Origin of the sequence: Alkalicella caledoniensis, assembly GCF_014467015.1 — a bacterium.
Taxonomy (GTDB): domain Bacteria; phylum Bacillota; class Proteinivoracia; order Proteinivoracales; family Proteinivoracaceae; genus Alkalicella; species Alkalicella caledoniensis.
This window is the reverse complement of sequence record NZ_CP058559.1, coordinates 1,843,701-1,866,545: the sequence shown is the minus strand read 5'-3', so window position 1 is coordinate 1,866,545 and position 22,845 is coordinate 1,843,701. Positions and strand designations below refer to the sequence as shown.

Genomic DNA, 22,845 nt, shown 5'->3' with positions numbered 1-22,845 from the left:
AGAGGTGGTGGTGTATGCCAAGGAACAGAAGTCCTAATAGGGATAAGGCCTTCCAGCTTTGGAAGAAAAGTAACGGCGAAAGGCAGCTTAAGGATATTGCTGCAGAATTAGGCATAAAGGATTCCCAAGTGAGAAAGTGGAAAAGCCAAGATAAATGGGAAGATAATGCAGCTGCTGATACGTTACCAAAACAAGAAACTAAAAGTAACGTTACCAAAAAGAAACATAGGGAAAAAGAAAAAGTAATACTTAAAGAATTAGAAGAGGCAGAATTAACCGAGATGCAAAGGTTATTCTGCCTTTATTATATTAAAGACTTCAACGCTACTAATGCAGCTACAAAAGCAGGTTATTCAAAAGGAAGTGCTCATGTAGAAGGAAGTAGACTGTTAAGAAATCCTAAGGTTGCAGCTGAAATTCGTAGACTAAAAGGAACGCTACATCAAGAAATATTTATAGATGCCATGGATGTACTAAACCAATATATAAAAATAGCCTTTGCGAACATAGACAACTATGTTGACTTTGGTAGCATAGATTTATTTCAGCTAGACGGTAATGGGTATATCTGTTATGGACCAGATGGAAAACCATTAACAAAATCTGAAAGTTATATAACTGTTAAAAATAGTGATGAAGTGGATGGTTCTTTAATAAGTGAAATAAAACAGGGACGTAACGGTATAGCCATTAAACTACATGACAAAATGAAGGCTCTTGAAAAGCTAGCGCAATACTTTGACCTATTGCCTGATAACTTTAAAAGGCAGATAGAAGAAGAGAGAAACAAGATGGCGCAGCAAAAGATAGAACTAGAAAAAGAAAGACTAGAACATACAAAAGAAATGGATAAATCAAAGGTGTGGTAATATGGCTAAATATGAAATACTGCAAAGGTTTTATGCTTCTGATGAGTGGCAGAAGTTTAGGTTAGTAATAATTAGTGAAAGAGGACTAAAGTGTGAGCATTGTGGAGAAAGGGTAGCCAATGCTAGACAATTAACCTTGCATCATATAATTGAGTTAACACCTGAAAATGTTAATGATGCTGCTATCGCATTGAATCCTAATAATGTATTGGTAGTACACCATGATTGTCATAATAAGATCCATAAAAGGTTTGGTTATCAAAATAAAGAAAAGAAAGTCTATATTGTTTATGGTCCACCTCTTTCAGGTAAATCACGTCTTGTAGAAAGGAATGTAAACCGTGGAGATATTGTAGTAGATATGGATAGGTTGTACGCTGCTGTAACCATGTTACCTTATTATGATAAGCCTGACAGCTTATTAAATAATGTTAGAGGCATACATAACCTACTCATAGACAATACAAAGACTAGGCATGGAAAATGGCACAACGCATGGATTATAGGCGGTTACGCTGATAGACATAAAAGGGAGAGGCTTGCTAATGATTTAGGAGCAGAGTTAATCTTTTGTGATGTGAGTAAGGAAGAATGTATTAGTAGGCTAAAAGTAGACGAGGATAGGCAACATAGAGCCGATGAGTGGATTAAATATATAGAAAAATGGTTTGAAACTTATCTTCCATAGCCCCCCGGTTGAATACAGAGGGAGCCCATATGGAAACCGAGCCTAAAGAGGCAATATAAATGCATACCTAAAATTTTGAAATTGGAAGGAGGCATTTTGAAAAGTGTCAAAGTTGCAAGTATATGAAAAAGAATTAAAGAAATTGCAAGACATATTTAAAGATGTTGACCCATCTAAGGCACAGTTGGTCGAGGGGCTGATTGAAGATGCAGCTTTTTTAAAAGCACAAAACTACAACTTAAAGAAAACCATTGCAGCAACAGGGATGGTAAAAGTACACCCAGAGCATCCTGAGTTACAAAAACCAATTGAAACCTCAAAGCAGTACTTAAAAAACATGAACACTTATGCAGTGGTTATAAAGACCCTGAACGGTGTTCTAAGCAAAAGTATTATCGAAGATGATGATGAACTAGAAGAATTTGAATAGGTGATTCTATGATTAACACTAACTTTAACGGCACTCATTCATGGCTTTTAGAATACATCAGCAAATGCAAATTAGGCGAGATTGAGGTTGGCCATGAACTAATGCTTGAGTTTGATAGGATTCTTGAGGACTTTAGTGATCCTTCACTTAAAATTGAATTTGAAGAAGCTCACAAAAGGATTATGTTCATAGAAACTAGATGTAAACACTTCGAAGCACCTTTTGCTGGTAAGCCCTTCATGTTGGAGCTATTCCAAAAGGCATTTATTGAATCAATATATATATTTAAGATTTATGATGCGGAAATTGGAAGATATGTTAGATTAGTTCAAGATGTGTTATTTCTAGTTGCAAGGAAAAATGGTAAAACTCCCTTAGTCTCAGCTATATGTCTAGCTGAGTTTTTTTGTGGGCCATTAGGGATAAAAATCCTTTGCAGTAGTAACGACTATGAACAAGCTGACTTAATGTTCCAAGCTATAAATGCAATGAGAGAAGAAAGCCCAGCCCTTGAAAAAGTTACTAGAAAAAATGTTAAGGGTATATACTTCGGCAATCCCAAGAATGTAAAAAAGAAGGGTAAGTTCTCCTATAAAAATAAAGGTAATATAAGAAAAATATCTGCCAAAACAGGAGCAAAGGAAGGTAGAAATATAGCAGTTGGCGCAGTAGATGAAGTGCACGAAATGAAAGACAATACATCAGTCATGCCAATACGTCAGGCTCTATCAACACAAGATGAACCGCTTTATTTTGAGTTAACAACAGAAGGAGTAGTAAATGACGGGTATCTTGACTCTAGATTAAAAGACGCTAGAGAAGTGCTAAATGGCGAAATGGAACGCCGAAGATGGAGAATCTGGCTATATACCCAAGATAATGAGCAGGAAATATGGCAAAATGAAAAATCATGGGTAAAGAGTAATCCTGGGCTAGGGACAATAAAAAAATGGTCCTTCCTCCGTTTAATGGTTGAAGAAGCCAAAACAAGTAAAGCTACTAGGGTTTTTGTTTTATCAAAAGACTTTAACGAAAAACAAAATAATTCATCAGCTTGGCTAATGCCTGAGGATATAGAGAATAAAGAAACATTTGATATTGAAGTATTTAGAAATGGTTTTGCAATAGGCGGGGTAGACTTATCCAGGACTGGTGACTTATGTAGTGCGAGAGCCATGCTCATGAAACCAAATAGCGATAAAAAGTATTTTATCCAGCAGTATTTTATACCTGAATCAAAACTTTCCACGCTAACTAAGGATGAACTAGCAAAATATAAAGAATGGATAAGGCAAGGATACATAACAGTCTCAGATGGCAACGAAAATGATTTCAGGTTAGTGACTCAATGGTTTTATAACCTTTTTAAACAATACGGAATTAGATTTTATAAGACAGGTTACGATAAATGGTCTGCGACTTATTGGATTAGGGAGATGGAAGACTTCGGGTTCGATACAAAAAAAGTTGAACAGATATGGGGTAGCATGTCAGAACCAATGAGACTTCTTGAGGCAGATCTAAAAAGCGATAAAGTGGTTTATAATGACCATCCAATTGACAGGTCGTGTCTAGAGAATACAGGGATGAGTGTTAATTCAAAAGAAGAAATGATGCCTATCAAAGTGCAAGGTAAAGATGACAATAAAATCGATGGTGCTGTTACCATGATGATCTGTTACAGGATTTATATAGATTTTAAAACAGAGTTTTTAGAGTTAGTTAAGAGAATGCAGTAAAGGTGGTGAGAAAGTGGCGATTTGGGATGCAATACGAGGTAAAATAAAAGACAAGATGACTCAATATACTTATGCCAAATTTTTTAACGGTTATATTCCAGTATTTAGGCAGTTTGGTCAAGATATTTATGCTTCCGACGTTGTTCAGATATGTATAGATATAATTGCAACTGAGATAAGCAAGTTACAACCAAAACACATAAGGACTGATAATAATGGACTGCAAAGTATACCGAAAACAAGCATAAATAGACTTTTCAAATTTTCCCCTAACGAAATTATGACAACAAGGGATTTCCTTGAGAAAGTGATATGGCAACTTTATTTAAACTATAATTGTTTTATATATCCGATGTATGAAATTATCACGAAAAACGGGCGCCAAACAAAAGAATATACTGGGTTTTATCCCTTGGCACCTACACAGGTAGATTTCCTTCAGGATTCATCTGGAACTTTATTTGTAAAATTGACTTTTTCCAACGGTACAGATTTTACGTTAAGGTATTCTGACCTAATTCATTTGCGAAAGAAGTTCTCAATCAATGAAATTATGGGTGGAGGGATGAATGGTCAGCCCGATAACTCAGCTTTACTACAAGTGTTAAAGACGAACGATACAGTCTTACAGGGCTTAGATAAAGGAATAAAAACTAGCATGGCAGTAAGGTTAGTAGCAAAAATAAATACAATGACAGATACACAAGGGCTTAAAGCTGAAAGAGAGAAGTTTGAAGAACAACTCAGGACAGGGGAAAGTGGGATTCTAGCCAGTGATCTAAAGGGTGAAATAACGCCAATTAAAGTAGATCCCAAAATAATAGACAAGGATACAATGAGTTTTTTAGAAAGTAAAGTATTGAACTGGTATGGAGTGTCAGTGCCAATCCTTACTGGGGATTTTACTGATGAACAATATCAAGCATTTTACGAAAGGACCCTTGAACCTATTTTAATTAGCTTGGGACAAGCTTTCTCCAAATGTCTTTTCACCTCAAGGGAACTTGATGTTGGAAATGAAATAGTATTTTACCAAAAGAAAATGATGTATTTAAGTGCAAAGACAAAGCTTGATTTATTACAGACTGTGGGAGAACAGGGCTTATTAACTGATGATGAGAAACTTGCAATACTAGGCTATCCACCCCTTAAAGATGGTAGTGGAAACCGACGAACGATGTCGCTTAATTATATAGATGTCAATTTAGTGAATGCATATCAGATGAATAACATGAAATCAACAACAGGTAAAGGAGGAAAAAACAATGAAGAATAAACCGAATAAAGCGGAACCCGTTAAACGTAGTTTTGGTATTCAAGATATAAGGGCTGTAGATGATGGTTCTTATATTAAGGGGCACGCAGCCGTATTTGACCAAAAAACTAAGATTGGGAACTGGTTTTATGAAATTATTGAAAGAGGGGCCTTTGACGGCTGTAACTTTGATGATGTACTTTTCAGTGCTAATCACGACCTTAGAAAGATACCTCTAGCGAGAAGTCGAAGAAATAATGGTAACTCTACAATGTATTTAAATATTGATGAAAAAGGGCTCTACATTAAAGCTGATTTAGATGTTGATAACAACACTGAAGCTAAAAGCTTATATAGTGCAGTGAAAAGAGAAGACATTGATGGAATGTCTTTTATTTTTTACGTTGATGAAGAAAAGTGGGAAGATCTAGATTCTGATATGCCTATCAGAAGAATCCAAAAGATATCAAAAGTAATTGAGGTTTCTGCGGTCAATTTCCCTGCTTATTCAGGGACTGACATAAATGCTCGCGACAAAGAGGCATTGGATAATGCCAAACTTGCATTGGAGAATGCAAGGTCAGAGTTGGATAACTCCAAGAGCGAATTAGAAGTATTAAAAATAAAAACACAAATATTATTGAAAGGTTAAGGTGATTAAGAATGAATAAGAAAAAATTACTAGCTCTACTTGCAAAGAAAGAAGCTCGAAAGAAAGAGCTTGGTACAAAAGCCGAGAAGGCCCAAGATGTAGCAGAACTAAGGGGTATCAATGAAGAACTAACAACTATCAACACTGAAATTGAGGAGTTAAGAGGTATTATTGATTCTATTCCAGAAGACGATGGCGGTGAAGGCCAAGTTATTACAGGGGATGGAGAACAAAGAGCTCAAACTCCAGTAGGGAAAACCCAAATATTAGCTACTTATGGTGTTGGAACTGGCCAATCTAGCGATGATGAGAAAAGAGAGAATGATTTATTAGCTAAATTTGAACAAAGGGGTAAGGACCTTAAAGAAAAAAGAGCAGTAAATTTCAGTATCGATGAAGTTCCTGAGTTAAGGGCAGTTACACTTGGTGGAGGTTCTTTGGTTACAGCCACACACACGTCCCCAGAGTTGAACCCAAGGCATAATGAAGTATCTTCTTTAGTTGATATGGTAAATGCGGTACCACTTCCAGGTGGGGAAGCATACAAAAAAGGTTTTGAAGTATCTGCTGGGGAAGGTGACTACACCACCGAAGAAGGGAATTACACCGATGCAGATCCAGAGTACAACTATGTAGATATAAACAAAGCTAAAATAACTGCTTATGCTGAAATCAGTGATGAGGCTATGAAATTACCTAACGTAGACTATCAATCAAGGGTTGCAAGGGATGTTGGTCTTGCTCTAAGAAAGAAACTTACAAGACAAATACTTGTGGGAGCGGGTGGCTCCAATGCTATTAGAGGGATTTTCAATGCTCCTACAAGCGTAATTCCTGCGGATACCGATATTCAAGTTTCAAGTATAGATGCAGATACCCTTGATAATATAATTTTTGGGTATGGTGGCGACGAAGATGTGGAAGGTGGAGCTGTATTAATTCTAAATAAAAAGGATTTAGCAGCTTTTGCTAAAGTTAGATCCACTGATGGTAAAAAGTTGTACAAAATTAAAAAAAATGGAAACACAGGTACAATTTCTTCAGATGATAGCTTTGAAGTTCCTTTCGTAATTAATAGTGCAGCTCCTGCATTGAGCGCTGATGGAACAGTAGCTGATACCTACTGCATGGCTTACGGTATGGTAAAAGCTTACGAAATGCCTGTGTTTAGTGACATATTAGTTGAAGAATCTAGAGATTTCAAATTCAAGACTGGGCAAGTAGCTTACCGTGGTTCTGTTTGGGCTGGTGGTAATGTCGCAATGCACAAAGGTTTTGTAAGAGTTAAAAAGGTAGCAGCTGAACCTTTAACATAAGATAGGGAGCTTCGTGCTCCCTATAATTTTTTAGGAGGTGAAAAAAGTGGCTAAAAAGACTGAACAAAAAACAGACCCAGCTGTAAAAGCTGAAGAGATCGAAATATCTGAATCAGAAGAAGTTACAAAGAAAGTAATAGTGTGGCAGGCTACAAAACCGCTTACACAAAAAGAACATGAACATCTTTCTAATAAGTTAAGGTTTGAACAACAAAAAACTGGAGTAGAGATTATTTTAATGCCTTATACTTGTAAGCTAGGTGATGGCGAAGATGTCTAGCGCTGATGTGCTTGTGGAATGCAAAAGAGGTATGGATATTCCTGACGACAATACAGAGTTTGACGGGGTTTTAAGCCAAAAAATTATGATAGTTAAGGCATTTGCAAGAGGTGCAGGGGTTTCAGACGCAATGCTGGCAGATGACTTGGGTATAGGAATGATTGTTTTGGGAGTAAGTGATTTATGGAATCAAGAAAGTGGGGAAGTTAAGTTTTCTTCAGCATTCCAGTTGTTTTTAAACCAGTTAGCCATACGTTCGAGGGGTTGATTAAGATGAGAGGCTCGACTCGCTTTGATAGAGTTTTATTTTTACTAAACCAAAAAAATGAACAGTGGGAAAAGAGTAAAACTTTTGGCAGGGTAGTTAACGTCAGCTCTGTAGAGTTTTACAATGCAGCCAATGCTGGATTGCGGGTAGAAATGCAGTTTGAGATATACAGAAGGCTTTATAAGAACGCTGAGAAGGTAATTTACGATGGCTCAGTTTATAGCATAATCAGAACCAGAAAAACAAAGAATGATAAATTACTTCTCATATGCGAGTTCTTAGTTGTAGATCAGGAACTTCTGAATGAGGTGATGTAATGCCTGGTATCAATATAAATCAGCTAGCTAACGAAATATCAAAGGCTGTTGGTGAATACACAGAAGATGTAACTGAAGCTATCAAAGAAGAAGTAAATGATACTACTAATGATGTCTATAAAGAGGTTAGAAGTAATTACCCTTACAATGATAGAACAGGCAAGTATAGTAAAGGATGGAAGAAAACCAAGCAAGATAAAAGTGGCAAAATGAGGCGCGTTGTTTGGAATAAAGATCATTACAGAAGAGTTCATTTGCTTGAATTTGGTCATGCCTCTAGAAATGGTGGAAGGGTTAAAGCCTACCCACACTTGGTTCCAGCTTATGAGAAGCATGGAGCAAAACTTCCTGAAAAAATTAAGAAGATTATACAAAAGGGTGGACGGTAAATGGATATAAATAATTTAGAGCAAGAGCTAAAAAGTTTGGGAATGCCTGTAGCATACCTTACATTCAAAAATAAAACACTCCCTCCCTTTATAACCTATTTATTTACTAATGACTCTGATGTTAAAGCTGATAATCAAAACTATGCTGAAATAAGCAATTACCAAATAGAGTTATATACCTCTAAAAAAGATAAAGAAAAAGAAAGATTAATACAAGAAAAACTAAAAGAACTTGAATTAAGTTATTCTAAGTCTGAGACTTACATCACTAGCGAAAAAATGCATCAAGTTGTTTATTCAATACAACTAATTTAAGGAGGTTTAATAAATGGATAAAAATAAAATAACCTTTGGCTTTAAAAATGTGCATGTAGCATTTATTACTGAAGGGGAAACTGGCCCAAGTTGGGATACACCTATTAGAATACCAGGAGCGGTTAGGTGGGCACCTACACCTGAAGGGGAGTCTAGCACTTTCTATGCAGACGATGGATCATATTTTGTGGCTACTGCTAATAATGGGTATACTGGAGAATTAGAAATGGCATTAGTACCAGATGAAATCCTAGCTAGAATGTTAGGATGGGAAATAGACGATAATGGAATGGTAGTTGAGGTGGCAAACGGTAACCCAGAAAAATTCGCTTTACTTGGGGAAGTGAATGGAGACAAAAGGAATAGGCGATTTGTTTATTACGATTGCCAAGCACAAAGACCATCTAAGGAGAAAAACACTAAAGGTGAAACTATTGAGCCTTCAACAGATGTATTAAGTATGACAGTATCACCTCTTGATATAGCTGGTAAGGTCCTTGTTAAAGGTGATATAGAACTAAATGAAACTAACCAAACTGTTTTTAACTCATTCTTCGAATCAGTTTATACTCCAACTTTTGGTGCTGGTGCTACCGGTGGTGAAGGTGGAGAAGTATAATGGAGAAAATTCTAACCATTGATGGAAGGCAAGTGAAGTTCAAATCTACGGGGGCTTTCCTACTAAAGTATAAAGCACAATTTAAACGTGATGCTTTAAAGGATATGCTGAAACTCCTTGAAGTCTATGACGAAGAAACAAAGCAAGTAAAGGATATGGATGTGTTAGACTTAGAATTGTTTTATAACATAACTTGGTCTTTGGCTAAGTGTGCAGATCCTACGCTTCCACCAGCAATTGATTGGTTAGATACTTTTAGTGAGTTTCCTCTAATGGACGTGATACCTGAGATTATCGATTTAGTTCTTAGTTGTATATCCTCCACTGTAGACAGTAAAAAAAAATAGAAAATGATGGGTCCTCGTCTAAAAGTCTTACCACAGAAACACTAATGGTAGGAGCGATAAAACGAGGACTTACTCTTTCTGATTTTGAAAATCTGACTATAGGGATGATTATAGGTTATATAACTACTTATAATGGCCTTGACCAAGAAGAATCAAGGGAAGCTACTCAGGAAGATATAGATGCATTCTATTCTAGATAGCGAAAGGGGGTGTGCTTATGGCTGAAACCATTAGAGGTATAAATGTTGTAATAGGCGCTGAAACTACTGCTCTTTCAAAAGCTTTAGGTGATGTAAATAAAAAAAGTAGAGATATTCAAAGCGAATTATATAAAGTTGAAAAGTTGTTAAAACTTGATCCAAGTAACACGGAGTTACTAGCCCAAAAACAAGAGTTGCTTGCGCGAGGGGTAGAAACTACCAGTAAGAAGTTACAAGCTCTCAGGGATGTTCAAGAACAAGTCAATGAACAGTTTCATAAAGGTGAAATTAGTGAAGGGCAATATAGAGCATTTCAACGGGAACTATCAAAAACAGAGTTAGAACTGAAAAAATTAGAATCTCAGTTGAAATCATCTTCTGGTTTTGAGCAATTTAGTAAAAAAGCACAAAAAGCTTCTCAAGATCTAAAGAAAGTTGGAGATTCTGTTTCTAAGACAGGAGAATCCCTCACAAAGAAAGTATCTGTTCCTTTAGCCGGGGCAGGAGCAGCAAGCTTAAAATTTGCTACGGATTTTGAGGATAGTATGGCCAAAGTTTCAACGATTGCTGATAACACTGACGTCCCTATGGGCGAACTAAGAAAGCAGATACTAAAGCTTTCTGACGAAACAGGGATTGCAGCTACTGAGATTGCTAACAATGTTTACGATGCTATCTCTGCAGGGCAAAGTACAGGACAAGCAGTCAATTTTGTAAGGGAATCTACTAAACTTGCAAAGAGTGGCTTTGCTGAAGCAGGGCAATCTTTGGATGTCCTTACCTCAATTATGAATGCATATAAAATGGAGTCCGAAGAAGTAGGAAGAGTTTCTGACGTCCTTATTCAAACTCAAAACAAAGGTAAAGTTACAGTTGGTGAGCTTTCAAGCGTAATGGGTAAAATTATACCAACTGCATCTGCTTATAATGTATCTTTAGAGCAACTTGGAACCGGTTATGCCATTATGACATCTAACGGTATAAAAGCAGCTGAATCTACAACATACATGAATTCAATGTTAAATGAGATGGGGAAAACAGGTACAAAGACCGATAAGGCCCTAAGGGAAATGACAGGCAAATCATTCGGAGAACTTATAGATTCAGGCTCCAGTGTCGGTGATGTTTTAGCTATGGTGAGCGATTATGCGGCACAGAGCAATTTAAATCTAGCTGACATGTTTGGTAGTGCGGAAGCAGGGAAAGCAGCCTTAGTATTATCCACTAACGCAGGCCAAGACTTCAATAACATGCTTTTAGAAATGACAAATAGTGCAGGGGCTACAGATACTGCATTTGAAAAAGTAAATAATACATCGGGTCAAAAGCTTCAGAGGAGTTTAAATAAGTTAAGAAACGTGGCCATAAAACTTGGAGATACTTTAACACCTGTACTAGATAAAATATCAAATGTTATAGACAAAGTGTCAAACAAACTTGGGAAAATGGATAAAAGTCAGTTGGAAACTATAACAAAAATTGGATTATTTGTTGCAGCAATAGGGCCTCTGCTTATAATAATTGGTAAACTAATAAGCGCTGTAGGTGCTATAGCTGGGGTTGTCTCTACAGTTTCTGGTGCTATAGGTGTAGTAAGTACAGGTGCAGCAGCCGCTACTCCTGCTATAGCAACATTGGCTAAGGTTTTTGCAGCAATGACGGGTCCAATTGGGGTAGCGGTTGTAGCTATAGGTGCAATAGCCTTTGGGTTAAGCAAACTTGTCAAACACTTAAAAAAAGACTCTATTCCTGAGGTGAAAAGGTTTGGAAAAGAAGTCTCTAAGTCTACCCAAGAAGCTGTAGGCGGGTTCATGGATCTTAATGACGAAGCTACAAAAACCTTAAATCAACTCAACTGGTCGGGAAAAGCGGTCACAGAAGACATGGCTAATAGTATAACTGGAAACTTTGATACAATGAAAAAACAGATACTTAACTCTCTTGATTCACAACATAATGAAGCTTATGCAAAAATGGTAGAGCACTTTAAAGATAGTAAAGCACTATCCGAAGAAGAAGAAGCCGAAATACTAGAGAATATGGTCAGTGGCCATGATAAACAAAAAAAGGCTGTGGAAGATAAAAATTCACGTATCAAAGCTATAATGGAACAAGCATCAAAAGAAAGTAGGGCATTAACTAAAGAAGAACAAAGAGAAATAAATAATATACAAAAGTCCATGGTTGAGACTGGTATTAAAACATTGTCCGAGAATGAGATAGAATCTAAAGCTATTTTAGAACGAATGAGAGCTAATGCAGGGCAATTATCTGCTAGACAAGCGGCTGAAGTTGTTCAAAATAGTTTAAACCAGAAAAATGGTGCAGTAAAAGCAGCAGAAGATCAATACAATGATGTAGTGAAAGAGATAAAAAGGCAACGCGATGAGCTTGGAGCTATTTCTGAAGAACAAGCTAAAAAGCTTATAGAAGAAGCAGAAAAGCAAAAAGACGGTACTATAAAAGAAGCAGAAGAAATGCATCAAAATGTTGTTAATGAAGCTAAAGAGCAAGCAGGTGAACATGTTAATTTGATAGATTGGGAAACTGGAGAAATTCTTTCAAAGTGGGAAGCATTCAAAAATAAGCTTGGAACAAAGTTTTCCAATATGAAAGAATCAATATCTGCTAAATGGAAAGAATCCCTTGCAGCAACAGAAGAATTCGGTCAAAACATGAAAAGCTCATTATCATCTAAGTTTAGTGAAATGAAAGAGTCCGTTGGAGGGAAGATGAAGGAAATTAAATCTACTATTTCCGATTCTTGGAACAATTCTTTAAGTTTTTTAAAAAATATTGACCTTTCTTCAATAGGCAAAGACATGATTCAAGGTCTTATAAACGGTATATCTAACATGAAAAATAAGTTGAAAGAATCTGTTTCAAACATAGCTTCATCAGTAACAGGTGGGTTGAAAAACCTCCTAGGAATTAGATCTCCTTCTAGAGTACTAATGGAAATGGGAGAGGATACAGGGGAAGGTTTTTTATTAGGTATCAGGGGAACTTTAAGCGATATAGCTAAAGAAACTAAAAATATGGCTGAAGTTGCTGTTCCAGAAATAAAAACACCAACGAGAATGGACTTAGGATTTGATAATAGTTCAACAATTTCACTTTTAAAAGAAATGCTAGTGGCTCTTAAAGAAGGAAAAAGCATTTTAATAAATGGGCGAGAGGTTATGAGTGCATTATCACCTGAAATGGCAATGTTACTGAAAGGCAGGAGATAAGATGAGAATAAACGATATTGAGGTAAGTTATTTTAACTTTAAATATCTAAAACGATTTATTGATCCTGCTAGGGTGTACACATATGGTTCAGATTGGCTAAAAAATTCTTTAAACCCGATTATAGGTGAAAAAAGGATAAGGTATGTACCAATTGCGACGGATTTGCTATTTGTGGGGCCAGCGCAAGAATTTGAGACAAATAGTAGTGAATTAATCCATTTTATTGGCGACGAGTGCACCTTAAAATTTAACGATATGGAGTTCTTCTATGACGCTGAATATATTGAAGCTAACATCACTAAGAGTGTAGCTCAGAAAGCTAAACAGTTAACTTTAAGCTTCAATGCTTATTCCAAATACAAGGAAGAGGTAATAGAGATAGCAAATAGAGTTTCATCTAAAACCTTGAATGTTCCTGGTACTATTAAAACTCCTGCTATCGTAGAAATTACTCCATCAATTAATTTGGCAGCAATCACAATTACTGGTTTTGGGGAATCTTTTACAATTAACAATCTCACTGCAGGAAATAAAATAACAGTAGATGGCCAACAATGCACGGTACTTCAAAATGGACAAAACAAATTTCTAGATTATGAGGGATGGGGCTTTCCAAAACTGAAGCCCGGGATAAATAACGTATCTTTTTCAACATCGAACACGGATATAACAATTAAATACAAACCTAGATGGAAATAAAGGAGGACAATTTAGATGGAAATTAACAGAACCATAAATCTTAATGGACAAATAAAAGTAAATGACAAGATTGTGGCTCACTTAAATGCAGGAATAAACTCAAGTGCAATGGGAATGAACATAACTTTGAACATTGTCGACAAAGAACTAGCAATGGATAATGAAGATATTGTAATAGATCAATATACTCAATTTGAACAAAAGGTTAAAGAAACCGCAAAGGAGCTTGGTTATCCTATTATTTAAACTAGGGGATGTGATGTAATGCTTATTCTGTACGACAAAAATCACAACAAAGGATCTCCTTTAAAACTAGCTAAGGAACCTAAGGTAGAGAGGGAACTTTCAGGGATGGAAACCCTCTCTTTTTATTACCCAGAAACAAAATCGCTTAACATTAAAGAAGAATGCTACATCAGAACAAAAAATCAAGAATACGTCATAAAAGAAACAAACAACCTAACACCACAATGGTTATATGTAAATGCTCAGATTAACCTCGAAGACATAAGGGGCAAACCTATAGAAAATTATGAGGTAGTAAACTCAACCATAACTGATGCAATAAACCTTGCACTTACCGGAACAGGGTGGACTTTGGAATTTACTAATATAAGTAGGCGAAGGACTGTTCGGCGTTCCAATTGCAATGGTTACGACGTTTTAGAAAATATCCGTAAGACTTTCAGAGCAGAGCTTGTCTATGATGCTGTTAATAGGAAAATTTATGCATATGACAAGCTAGGTCAAGATAAAGGGGCTTACTTTAGTGATGAGTTAAATCTCAAAAAGCTTACGGTTCAAGGCAACTCTTATGATTTTTATACTAGAATTATCCCAATTGGCAAAGATGGTTTAAAAATCAATGAAGTAAATAATGGCGTGGATTATGTTGAAAATAACCAATACAGTTCAAAGATTATCACTTTAATATGGGAAGATAACCGGTATACAGATCCACAAATATTGAAGGAAGATGCCATAGCAAAATTAGAAGAACTATCAAAGCCTATATGCTCTTATATAGCAGATATTTATGATAGGGCGAAAATGAGTGATAAGTATAAGGATATTTTAGATTTCAATTTAGGGGATACCATTACTATTATAAATAAAGATACTCAGACTAAAGAAAAGCAACGTGTAGTTAAAACAATTGAGTTTCTAGATGAACCAGAACGAAACTCATGTGAGATTGCTAATAGAACATTAAAATTTGAGGATCTACAGGTTGGCATCATGGAAGCAGCGGATACTTTATCCCAGATTACCACGGAAGACGGTATGGTATACGATTACAAAATCAATTTCGACCCAATTCGACAAGAGTTTGGCCAGATAGTAGCTGAAAAAGCATCCATCACAGAATTGATTGCAGCTGTAGCACGAATTGGAACACTAGAGGTAACATCAGCTACTATAACTCAATTAGATACTGAGATAGCCAGAATAAATGATTTGTACACTATCAAAGCTAATGTAGGTGAACTAACTGCAGCTGTAGGTAGAATATCAATCCTAGAATCTGATGTGGCCAGTATAGATACAATCCTCGCCAAGAATGTATTTGCTGAACTAGCTCAGTTTGGTCAAATCTTAGCAGGAAGTAGTATCATAGCCGAAGGTGCAATAGGTTCAGCTCAAATAAGTGATTTGTCAGCAAGCAAATTAACTGCAGGGATAATTAACGCAGCACAGGTAACTATCCAAGGCACTGATGGGCGATTACGCATTGTTAACAATAGGCTCCAAGTATTCTCAGGAACTACACAGCTGTTCGAAAGGGTAGCCCTAGGAGATGTCCATGGAGACGGTAGTGAATACGGCTTATTAGTCCGTGGTGCAGATGGTCAAACGACACTTTTCGACAACAACGGATTGACAGATAAAGGTTTTACAGATGGATATAACAAACTTGACGACAATAGTCTTAATCCAGTGAAACTCGATATCGCGCAAGTAGTAACACGTATAAACGAAGGAACAACCACAATAGAGTCCAGCAAAATTTATATGGACAATAAAACGCTGGATGTGGCCATAGGCACAATTGAAACAACTATAAATAGCCATGGTCAAAGTATTAACAGTCAGGGTGCTCAAATAACAGCCTTAAATAACGCCATACAGCTTAAAGTAGATACCCAGACTTATACTAGCGACTTGGATAATATCAACAGCCAGCTCTCCACTCAAAGCAGCGCTATTTCATTGTTGCAAGGTGAAGTAGCCATAAAAGTTACACAGACGGACATCAATAATGCAGTAAATCCTCTGGATTCAAGGATAACATCTGCAGAAGGTACTCTTGTCACTCACGCAACTCAGATTGCAGCTAGGGTGACTACTACGGTATACAATTCGGGGATAGCTGATGCGAAGGATTATGCTGATGAAAGAGCAAATGCCGCACAAAATGCAGCTATTAGCCATACCGACACCCAATTCAACATCCTAAACGGTGCCATACAACTAAAAGTAGACGAAAATATATACACTAGCAAAATGCAACAGGTTGACGGCACATTACAAAGTGTAGATGCAGCTATATCTAGTCACAGCTCTCAGCTTAATTTGTTGTCTAATGAAATAGCGTTAAAGGTAAGCGAAACTGACATAGATGGTAACTATCTTATAGGTAAAATAAATTTAACAGGAACTACTGCGAAAATACAGGCTAGCAAAATTAATCTAGTAGGAGCGGTAACAGTTCTTTCGGATATAACGGGAAATCTAGGTACAATAACAGCTGGAACCATAAACGGTATTACTATAAATAGTGTTAATCTTAATTCAGCTACTATCAATGGTGGAAATATTGTTTTGTCAGGGGACACATCAGGAGTGCAAGCTCTAGTAATCAACAGCAATACTCACCCAGATAGAGCCTCACGCTTTTCCGGAGGGTCTATACAGATGATGAATGGGAGCCAAGTTACCGTATGGCTTACAAACTTACTGGGAGGTCTTTTGTCGATAGTCGACTCCAACAATAATGATAATAAGGTAGAGCTTTTTGCCAGCTTGGGTGGGGGGAGAGTGAATTGCGGTAGCTTGATGGTAAGAGGTGGCGCAGAGGTTAACGGCACACTTATTGCAGGTTCGCTTAGTGCAACTAATTTGTCTGTAGGTGGTAAAAATGTTTGGAACTTTATGCGAGGTGAAAGTGTTAATGGTGTAGATATGAACACTGTATTAAGCACGGGCTTTTACCATGGATTTTCTCAGACAAACTCAGCGTTCAACAGCATATCAACCTTTATAGTTATAAATTACAGTAATGATTGGATTGTACAAATACAATTTGCCCCGAAAGCAGCTATTGAAGCATGGATAAGGGCACGCCATTCAGGGACTACTTGGACTGCATGGAAAAGGTTCATTGCTTAAATTTAAGGAGGGATTTTTTAAAATGATAGAAATAAGATTAGGTGAATTAAAAGGAATACTAGAAGGTTTGCAGGTGCTTATAGAAAAGGAAATACCTATTAAAGTAAGTTACAGAATATCTAAAATGGTTAAAAAAGTTGTTGAAGAGTATAACCTGTTTGAGGAAAGCAGGCAAAAACTGCTTGAAAAACATGGTGAAAAAGACGAAAAAGGACAGTTGATTTCAAAAGAAGGAATGGTTGTTTTTAAAGATGCAGAAGAATTCCACAAAGAATTTCATAGTTTGTCCAACACTGACATAGAATTAGATATAAAATCTTTAAAGTTAGATGATCTAGGGAATATTACTCTATCCCCAAAAACACTCTTAGCGCTTGATAAGGTTATAAAAGAATAACCCTTGGAGGTGTTGTAATGAAGAAAAAGGCTGTTATGATCTTTTTGGCAGTATTATTATTGGCCGTCCTTGTTATCGTAGTCATTCCGGAAAAATATGAAATTGGGGATATAAGTAAGGACGGAGAGATAACAATACTAGATTTATTGATAATACAAAAACATGTTTTAGGGCTAGAGGAAATACCTAATAAAGATTTGCAACTAGCTGACTTTAACGGTGATGGGTATGTCAACGAGAAAGATGTTGAAGCTTTGCAAAATTACTTATTAGGAATTAAATAATACATTGTAGGAGCCCAATAATAGGGCTCTTAACTATTTTAAGGAGGAAAGAGAAAAATGAAAAACTCAATACTTACAATTTCAGGGGTAGTTGGTACTTTTATAGCTCATTATTTGGGAGGGTGGGATACAGCTTTGCAAACATTACTGATATTTATGGCGGTTGATTATTTTACAGGGTTAATGATGGCTGGTGTATTCCACCAATCGAATAAAAGTAAAAATGGAGCACTGGAAAGCAAGGCAGGATTTAAAGGGCTATGTCGCAAAGGCATGGCTCTTTTGATTGTACTGGTAGGTGCTCAGCTTGATGTAATGATGAATATTGATGTTGTAAGAAATGGTGTTATTATTGCATTTACGGTAAATGAGACTATATCAATTATAGAGAATGCTGGGGTAATGGGTGTGCCTATACCGGATGTATTAACAAATGCTATAGAAGTCCTACAGAATAAAAAACAAGGGGGAGTTCAATAATGATATACACAGTCCAGAAAGGTGACAGTTTAGGTGTAATAGCATCAAGGCATAAAACTACTATTGAGGCCTTGATGAGGCTCAACCCAGAAATAGCAAATAAAGATCTTATCTACATTGGCCAACAAATCAAGATCCACGAAAATGAATATGTAGTTCAGCCTAATGATAGCCTATACAAAATAGGTCAAAAGCTAGGAGTAAATTGGAAGGAAATAGCTGAGGTCAATAACATTAAAGAACCGTATACCATATACCCTAAAGATAAGCTAATCATACCAGGAGAAGGCCCTGTGCCTCCACAGGTTGAAACAAGAGTGCATAAGATAGAAAGAAAAGATACTCTTTGGGACTTGGCCAAGAAATATAATACCACTGTTGCAGAGCTAGAAAAGTTGAATCCAGGAGTGAAAGCTAGAGAGCTACAGATAGGCTCTAGCTTAAACATTCCTTCCGAAGGTTCGACAGGTGTAGATATAGTTAAGTTCTATCTAGACCAAGGGTATAGGTTAACGTCTGATTATGGATATCGCACACACCCTATAACAGGTGTTAAAAATTCATTCCACGGAGGAATAGACTTTGGAGGAAAGCCCAATGGATACCCTATCACTATGCCGGTGGATGGGGAAGTGGTATATGCTCAATGGTTTAGTGGCTGGGGTTATTTGGTAGGAGTAAGATGTGAGCGAGGCCTAACTCACCTTATTGGCCACATGTCTAAGGTAGTTGTAAAAGTAGGAGACAGGATAGTCGCAGGAAAAACTGTAATTGGTGGTGTGGGAGCTACAGGGAATGCTACTGGCCCACATATTCACTATCAAATAAACAAAGCAGGAAGCGGCGTCCGTGGAGATGGATACTGGGACAACCCTAGAAAATACTAGCATATAAATTGACCTCACCTTATTGGGTGGGGTCTTTTTTGATTTAAATCTAGAGAATTATCATTTTACCCCCATTATATATATATAAATATCCTATATAGTGTTTAAAAAAAACTTATTTGGCAATAATTAATAATTAATCATAGGAAAGTGGGGGTATTTATGATAAAATCAGTACTAAATAATGCTATTATTGAAAAATTAAGGAGTCAGGAGGTTACGCTTATGAAAAGGGGAGAAATTAAAGCTGTCCATGATGATGATCTTGTAAATTTTCTCCAGTCTCTTGGTGAGTATGACAAAGTAATAGCAGGTACAATGAAGTGTCAATTCTGTGGTGAAATTATAACACTTGATAATATACAATCAGTTTTTCCACTAGATGGAGAAGTTGCTTACTGTTGTAATTCTACTAAGTGTTATAAACTACTTATCGAGGGGAGTAGTAGAGGAGATGGTGATAGCACTAGTTAGTTTTGAAGATTTTAAGAACTATAAAGACTGGATATCAGGGTTGCCGTTAATAATAGGAATAAGTGTATTATTTCTATATTTAGTTATTTTCAAGCCTGAAGTGTTAATGAGATTCAGGGCTTGTTTTTTGAGCATGTTTACATGGATAGGCACTTCTGTTAAGCGGAAACAGATTGAGAGCTATGTAAACGCTAATATTTTAAAGGCTTCTAAAGAAGCTACTAAGGAAATAGCTGATATTTTACCTTATGATTTAAAAATTCAGTGGGTTACTAAAACAGATAGGGAAGCTTTTTTGCAGGACAATAATGTGGTTGTATGTGTAGACAATAAGCGGAATAAAATGCATACAATAGTACACGCACTAAGCGATTTCGTAGAAAACGGACTTTTAACGAAAGAACGGCACTGTATAGATAACAATATTTTTAAATCCTCTTGTTTAATCATGACAAGAAAACTTCTAATGTCTACATATGAGGAAGGTGTTTCATATTTTTTTCAGGGAGTTTTGTCAAAAGAAATGGAGGATGATGAAGAACTTAAGGATTCAATTAATAAGCTTTCTAACCTGGATGATAATGGCATGTTTGTCCAAATTATGCTACGAGAACTAAAAGAAAAAAGCAACCAGGTGTTTGGGAAAATAGATAATAGTGGTTTTATAATTGAAACTAAGGAATTTATAGACTTCTTATATCAAATAGCGGTAAGAAAAAATGGAGATAATTCTACGCAGTTAGCATTTAATGGTAACTACTACAAGGTAGGGATAATGCTGGTAGCTAAGTGGGATACTTATGAAAATTTTGGTGAGAGTGTTTATATAGAAAGACTAAAAATGCACTTAGCAAAGGGGACAAGCAGCATATATCTTTTTGGAAGAGATCAAAAGATTAGGATCGTTAGAATGGTATCAAGAGAGTTAGATAAAATGGAGTATGTAAAACATTTTAAGAAAACATATAAAATAAAATTTAAAAAAGAGCTATCATATGTTGGTAAGAGAGTTAGTGGGGAAACATATGATGGCATAAGCGTACATATGAAAATTGAAAAAAAAGCTTAAAAAACTTGACAAAATTAAAAAAATATTGTAGTTTATATTTAAAGATACATATATCGACCGCGGTACCCCGGTTCGTGATATAATACGGTACCAAATCCTATGCATATAGAGCATAGGATTTATATTTTTATCTTAATTATTACTATAGTATAAATTGGAGTGCACCTAGGTTACTGGTGGCTTTTATGTTAGTAATATCTGATCGCTTAGTAATTTGCAGGAATTCCTAATTTCTCCTAGAATACATAAACTAAGACTAAGCGTGGTGATTCTATGGCAGTGAGAAATAGACTTATACAAATAAGGGTGACACTAGGATATAAGTACGGCAGGGAGTTTGCAGACTATCTAGGTATAGGACAGTCACAGTATAGTAGGTAGAGAATAATGAGGTTCAACCCAAGTTAGATACATTGATAATTTCTTAAAAAGTCCTGGTGCTAGTTATGTTATTATAGCTGGGACTAAAAAGAAAAAATTAGAGATGCAGGATGGGGGGATTACAATAAATAAGATGATAGATAAAACTAAATTATATATTATTTATGAATATACCATGGTTATTCTAGCGTTAATAGTTGTATCTATGTTAATTGGGGAAATTATTTTTGATTTGCCGGAAACAACGGCTTTATTTATTGAAAAGATTGATACCTTCATTTTAGCTATATTTATTGCTGACTACTCTATAAAGCTGTTCATGGCAGAAAATAAGAAAAGGTATGTTCTGAGCAATAAAGCAGAGCTTATTTCCATTATTCCTTTTTCATCTATTTTTAGAGTATTTAGGCTAGCAAGGCTAGTAAGGTTAGCTAGGCTTAGTAGGTTTAATAGAGTTCTTAGGTCAGTGGCATGGTTAACTCGGTTTAAAGATAAGTTTCTCATATTTATAAAAACTAACGGTCTTATTTATATTATTTTTATTACTATTGTGATTGTTGTTTTAGGTTCCGTATGTATAAAATTCTTTGAGGATATCAATTTTCTTGATGCCATATGGTGGGCATTTGTTACAACAACTACAGTAGGGTATGGAGATATATCACCAGTAAGTTTTGGAGGTAGAATAGTGGCAGGCACATTAATGCTTGTAGGTATTGGCTTTATTGGTATGCTAACAGGTACTATTGCCACTTTTTTTCTTAACGAAGGAAAAAAACCTATTAGCTACGAGAAAGAAGTAATTACAGATATTAAAAACAAATTAGATAAATTTGATGAACTTACAAGCAGCGACCTGGAACAAATGTTTGTGGTATTAAGAGGGCTAAAGGGTATTGATAGGTAAGAATGATTAAGCATTCTTTGGCATATAAAATTATATATTATTGCCTAATTGGCTTTTTGTCCATTGTTATAAATTTTATCAATGTTAACACCCTTAATAACTAAAAAGGAACAGTAAGTTACGAGGTAACCTATAATTTCAGAGAATGCAAACATCAAAAGGGGTTATCCTTGCCTTACTTCTTAGTTTTTTTAAAAGAAAAAGAGAGCTATCTCTAGCCCTCATTTTCTTTTAAACATTGCCACATCTGACCTTAAGAACAAGGAAGCGTTATGCATTCTTTTAATAGGAATTAGTTTTTCATCCTTTACCAGTTGCCCAATATACTGCCTTGAACAGCCTAGAATTTCTAAGGCCTCTGTTGTTGTTATTACCTCAGCGGCGATGAAGTTCAATAATTCTTCCTTAGACCTAAAACTGTATTCCATGGCTATTTCCTCCTAGCTTTTATTATGCTTAGAATTAAAGCTGCAGCAAGTAGAACAAACTTTACATAATCAAAAGCACTTGGCTCCTGAAAACTACCGTCTAGTATGTTTAGTACAACTAGACCAACTAAAATAATAGAAATTAAATTTGTTTTCATAATTGTAAGTGGTTGTGATATAATATAGTTAGGGTGGGGGAATTTCTTCCCCCTGTGGACTTACTTCTCTTTTGGTTTCTTTAGCTCTATTACCAGTTTGCCGACTGTTAGTGCTAAAACCACTATTTGAAGTAAGTCTTTTATTATTTCAACCACTATCCTCACCTCCTTTCTAATTATATTATATCAAATTAGTTTACTCGAGTCAAGTATATTATAGGAATATTTTGCTAAAATATAACTTTTTTATTATCTGGTAGAAATAGAAAATACAGATAGCTAAGACCCCGCCATTCAAAATGGTGAGGTCTTTTTATGTTTCGTCAAAAAATCGTCAAAAATATATTCATGCACATTAGATAAAATTTAGTGT

28 protein-coding genes are annotated in these 22,845 nt (G+C 36.0%); 26 read left to right on the top strand and 2 right to left on the bottom strand.

Going from position 1 to position 22,845, the window contains the following annotated elements; genetic code table 11:
- Positions 1–14: 14 nt before the first annotated feature.
- The 26 genes from HYG86_RS09175 to HYG86_RS09045 all read left to right on the top strand — a co-directional run bounded on the left by HYG86_RS09175 (position 15) and on the right by HYG86_RS09045 (position 21,886).
- Complete coding sequence (locus HYG86_RS09175; protein ID WP_213165298.1) at positions 15–869, top strand: terminase small subunit; 855 nt, start codon at positions 15–17, stop codon at positions 867–869.
- A gap of 1 nt (position 870) precedes the next feature.
- Complete coding sequence (locus HYG86_RS09170) at positions 871–1,557, top strand: HNH endonuclease (protein ID WP_213165297.1); 687 nt, start codon at positions 871–873, stop codon at positions 1,555–1,557.
- A gap of 103 nt (positions 1,558–1,660) precedes the next feature.
- Complete coding sequence (locus HYG86_RS09165; protein WP_213165296.1) at positions 1,661–1,987, top strand: hypothetical protein; 327 nt, start codon at positions 1,661–1,663, stop codon at positions 1,985–1,987.
- Positions 1,988–1,995: 8 nt separating this feature from the next.
- Positions 1,996–3,726 carry a terminase large subunit gene (locus tag HYG86_RS09160; protein ID WP_213165295.1) on the top strand — a complete coding sequence of 577 codons (1,731 nt, stop codon included), beginning with the start codon at positions 1,996–1,998 and terminating at the stop codon, positions 3,724–3,726.
- 13 nt (positions 3,727–3,739) lie between these two features.
- Positions 3,740–5,002, top strand: coding sequence for a phage portal protein (locus HYG86_RS09155; protein WP_246451726.1), 1,263 nt, complete (start codon positions 3,740–3,742; stop codon positions 5,000–5,002).
- On the top strand, positions 4,992–5,633 hold the full coding sequence (locus HYG86_RS09150; protein ID WP_213165294.1) for an HK97 family phage prohead protease: 642 nt from the start codon (positions 4,992–4,994) through the stop codon (positions 5,631–5,633). Before HYG86_RS09155 ends, HYG86_RS09150 begins: the two co-directional genes overlap by 11 nt.
- 11 nt (positions 5,634–5,644) lie before the next feature.
- The gene (locus HYG86_RS09145; RefSeq protein WP_213165293.1) at positions 5,645–6,949 is read left to right on the top strand and encodes a phage major capsid protein; all 1,305 of its coding nucleotides are present in this window, start codon (positions 5,645–5,647) and stop codon (positions 6,947–6,949) included.
- 46 nt (positions 6,950–6,995) lie between these two features.
- Complete coding sequence (locus tag HYG86_RS09140; RefSeq protein ID WP_213165292.1) at positions 6,996–7,229, top strand: hypothetical protein; 234 nt, start codon at positions 6,996–6,998, stop codon at positions 7,227–7,229.
- Positions 7,222–7,497 (top strand): phage gp6-like head-tail connector protein, encoded by a 276-nt coding sequence (locus HYG86_RS09135; protein WP_213165291.1) that lies wholly within the window; start codon positions 7,222–7,224, stop codon positions 7,495–7,497. The genes HYG86_RS09140 and HYG86_RS09135 overlap by 8 nt, the downstream gene beginning before the upstream one ends.
- Before the next feature lie 5 nt (positions 7,498–7,502).
- Positions 7,503–7,814, top strand: a complete 312-nt coding sequence (locus HYG86_RS09130) for a phage head closure protein (RefSeq protein ID WP_213165290.1) — start codon at positions 7,503–7,505, stop codon at positions 7,812–7,814.
- The gene (locus HYG86_RS09125; protein WP_213165289.1) at positions 7,814–8,203 is read left to right on the top strand and encodes an HK97 gp10 family phage protein; all 390 of its coding nucleotides are present in this window, start codon (positions 7,814–7,816) and stop codon (positions 8,201–8,203) included. The genes HYG86_RS09130 and HYG86_RS09125 overlap by 1 nt, the downstream gene beginning before the upstream one ends.
- Positions 8,204–8,518, top strand: coding sequence for a hypothetical protein (locus tag HYG86_RS09120; RefSeq protein ID WP_213165288.1), 315 nt, complete (start codon positions 8,204–8,206; stop codon positions 8,516–8,518).
- Between the two features lie 13 nt (positions 8,519–8,531).
- Complete coding sequence (locus tag HYG86_RS09115) at positions 8,532–9,137, top strand: major tail protein (RefSeq protein WP_213165287.1); 606 nt, start codon at positions 8,532–8,534, stop codon at positions 9,135–9,137.
- Positions 9,137–9,484 carry a hypothetical protein gene (locus HYG86_RS09110; RefSeq protein WP_213165286.1) on the top strand — a complete coding sequence of 116 codons (348 nt, stop codon included), beginning with the start codon at positions 9,137–9,139 and terminating at the stop codon, positions 9,482–9,484. The genes HYG86_RS09115 and HYG86_RS09110 overlap by 1 nt, the downstream gene beginning before the upstream one ends.
- A 44-nt stretch (positions 9,485–9,528) precedes the next feature.
- A complete protein-coding gene (locus HYG86_RS09105) occupies positions 9,529–9,684 on the top strand; it encodes a hypothetical protein (protein ID WP_213165285.1) in 156 nt (51 codons plus the stop codon).
- 17 nt (positions 9,685–9,701) lie between these two features.
- On the top strand, positions 9,702–12,917 hold the full coding sequence (locus HYG86_RS09100; protein WP_213165284.1) for a phage tail tape measure protein: 3,216 nt from the start codon (positions 9,702–9,704) through the stop codon (positions 12,915–12,917).
- Between the two features lies 1 nt (position 12,918).
- Entirely contained in the window at positions 12,919–13,617 is a 699-nt protein-coding gene (locus tag HYG86_RS09095) for a phage distal tail protein (RefSeq protein ID WP_213165283.1), read from the top strand.
- A 15-nt stretch (positions 13,618–13,632) separates the two neighbouring features.
- A complete protein-coding gene (locus HYG86_RS09090; protein WP_213165282.1) occupies positions 13,633–13,863 on the top strand; it encodes a hypothetical protein in 231 nt (76 codons plus the stop codon).
- Positions 13,864–13,881: 18 nt separating this feature from the next.
- Positions 13,882–17,007, top strand: a complete 3,126-nt coding sequence (locus tag HYG86_RS09085; RefSeq protein WP_213165281.1) for a phage tail spike protein — start codon at positions 13,882–13,884, stop codon at positions 17,005–17,007.
- Between the two features lie 22 nt (positions 17,008–17,029).
- A complete protein-coding gene (locus tag HYG86_RS09080; RefSeq protein WP_213165280.1) occupies positions 17,030–17,404 on the top strand; it encodes a hypothetical protein in 375 nt (124 codons plus the stop codon).
- 17 nt (positions 17,405–17,421) lie between these two features.
- Positions 17,422–17,688 (top strand): dockerin type I repeat-containing protein, encoded by a 267-nt coding sequence (locus tag HYG86_RS09075; protein WP_213165279.1) that lies wholly within the window; start codon positions 17,422–17,424, stop codon positions 17,686–17,688.
- Between the two features lie 57 nt (positions 17,689–17,745).
- Entirely contained in the window at positions 17,746–18,168 is a 423-nt protein-coding gene (locus HYG86_RS09070; protein ID WP_213165278.1) for a phage holin family protein, read from the top strand.
- Positions 18,168–19,055: a LysM peptidoglycan-binding domain-containing protein gene (locus HYG86_RS09065; protein WP_213169015.1), complete on the top strand. Its 888-nt coding sequence runs from the start codon at positions 18,168–18,170 to the stop codon at positions 19,053–19,055. Before HYG86_RS09070 ends, HYG86_RS09065 begins: the two co-directional genes overlap by 1 nt.
- A gap of 225 nt (positions 19,056–19,280) precedes the next feature.
- The gene (locus HYG86_RS09060; protein WP_213169013.1) at positions 19,281–19,529 is read left to right on the top strand and encodes a hypothetical protein; all 249 of its coding nucleotides are present in this window, start codon (positions 19,281–19,283) and stop codon (positions 19,527–19,529) included.
- Positions 19,510–20,598, top strand: a complete 1,089-nt coding sequence (locus tag HYG86_RS09055; RefSeq protein WP_213169011.1) for a hypothetical protein — start codon at positions 19,510–19,512, stop codon at positions 20,596–20,598. Before HYG86_RS09060 ends, HYG86_RS09055 begins: the two co-directional genes overlap by 20 nt.
- 514 nt (positions 20,599–21,112) lie before the next feature.
- Positions 21,113–21,886, top strand: coding sequence for a potassium channel family protein (locus HYG86_RS09045; protein WP_213169009.1), 774 nt, complete (start codon positions 21,113–21,115; stop codon positions 21,884–21,886).
- A 221-nt stretch (positions 21,887–22,107) separates the two neighbouring features.
- Here the strand turns inward: HYG86_RS09045 and HYG86_RS09040 are convergent, their stop codons facing one another.
- A complete protein-coding gene (locus tag HYG86_RS09040; protein WP_213169007.1) occupies positions 22,108–22,314 on the bottom strand; it encodes a MerR family transcriptional regulator in 207 nt (68 codons plus the stop codon).
- Between the two features lie 2 nt (positions 22,315–22,316).
- The gene (locus HYG86_RS09035; protein WP_213169005.1) at positions 22,317–22,472 is read right to left on the bottom strand and encodes a hypothetical protein; all 156 of its coding nucleotides are present in this window, start codon (positions 22,470–22,472) and stop codon (positions 22,317–22,319) included.
- Between the last annotated feature and the right edge of the window lie 373 nt (positions 22,473–22,845).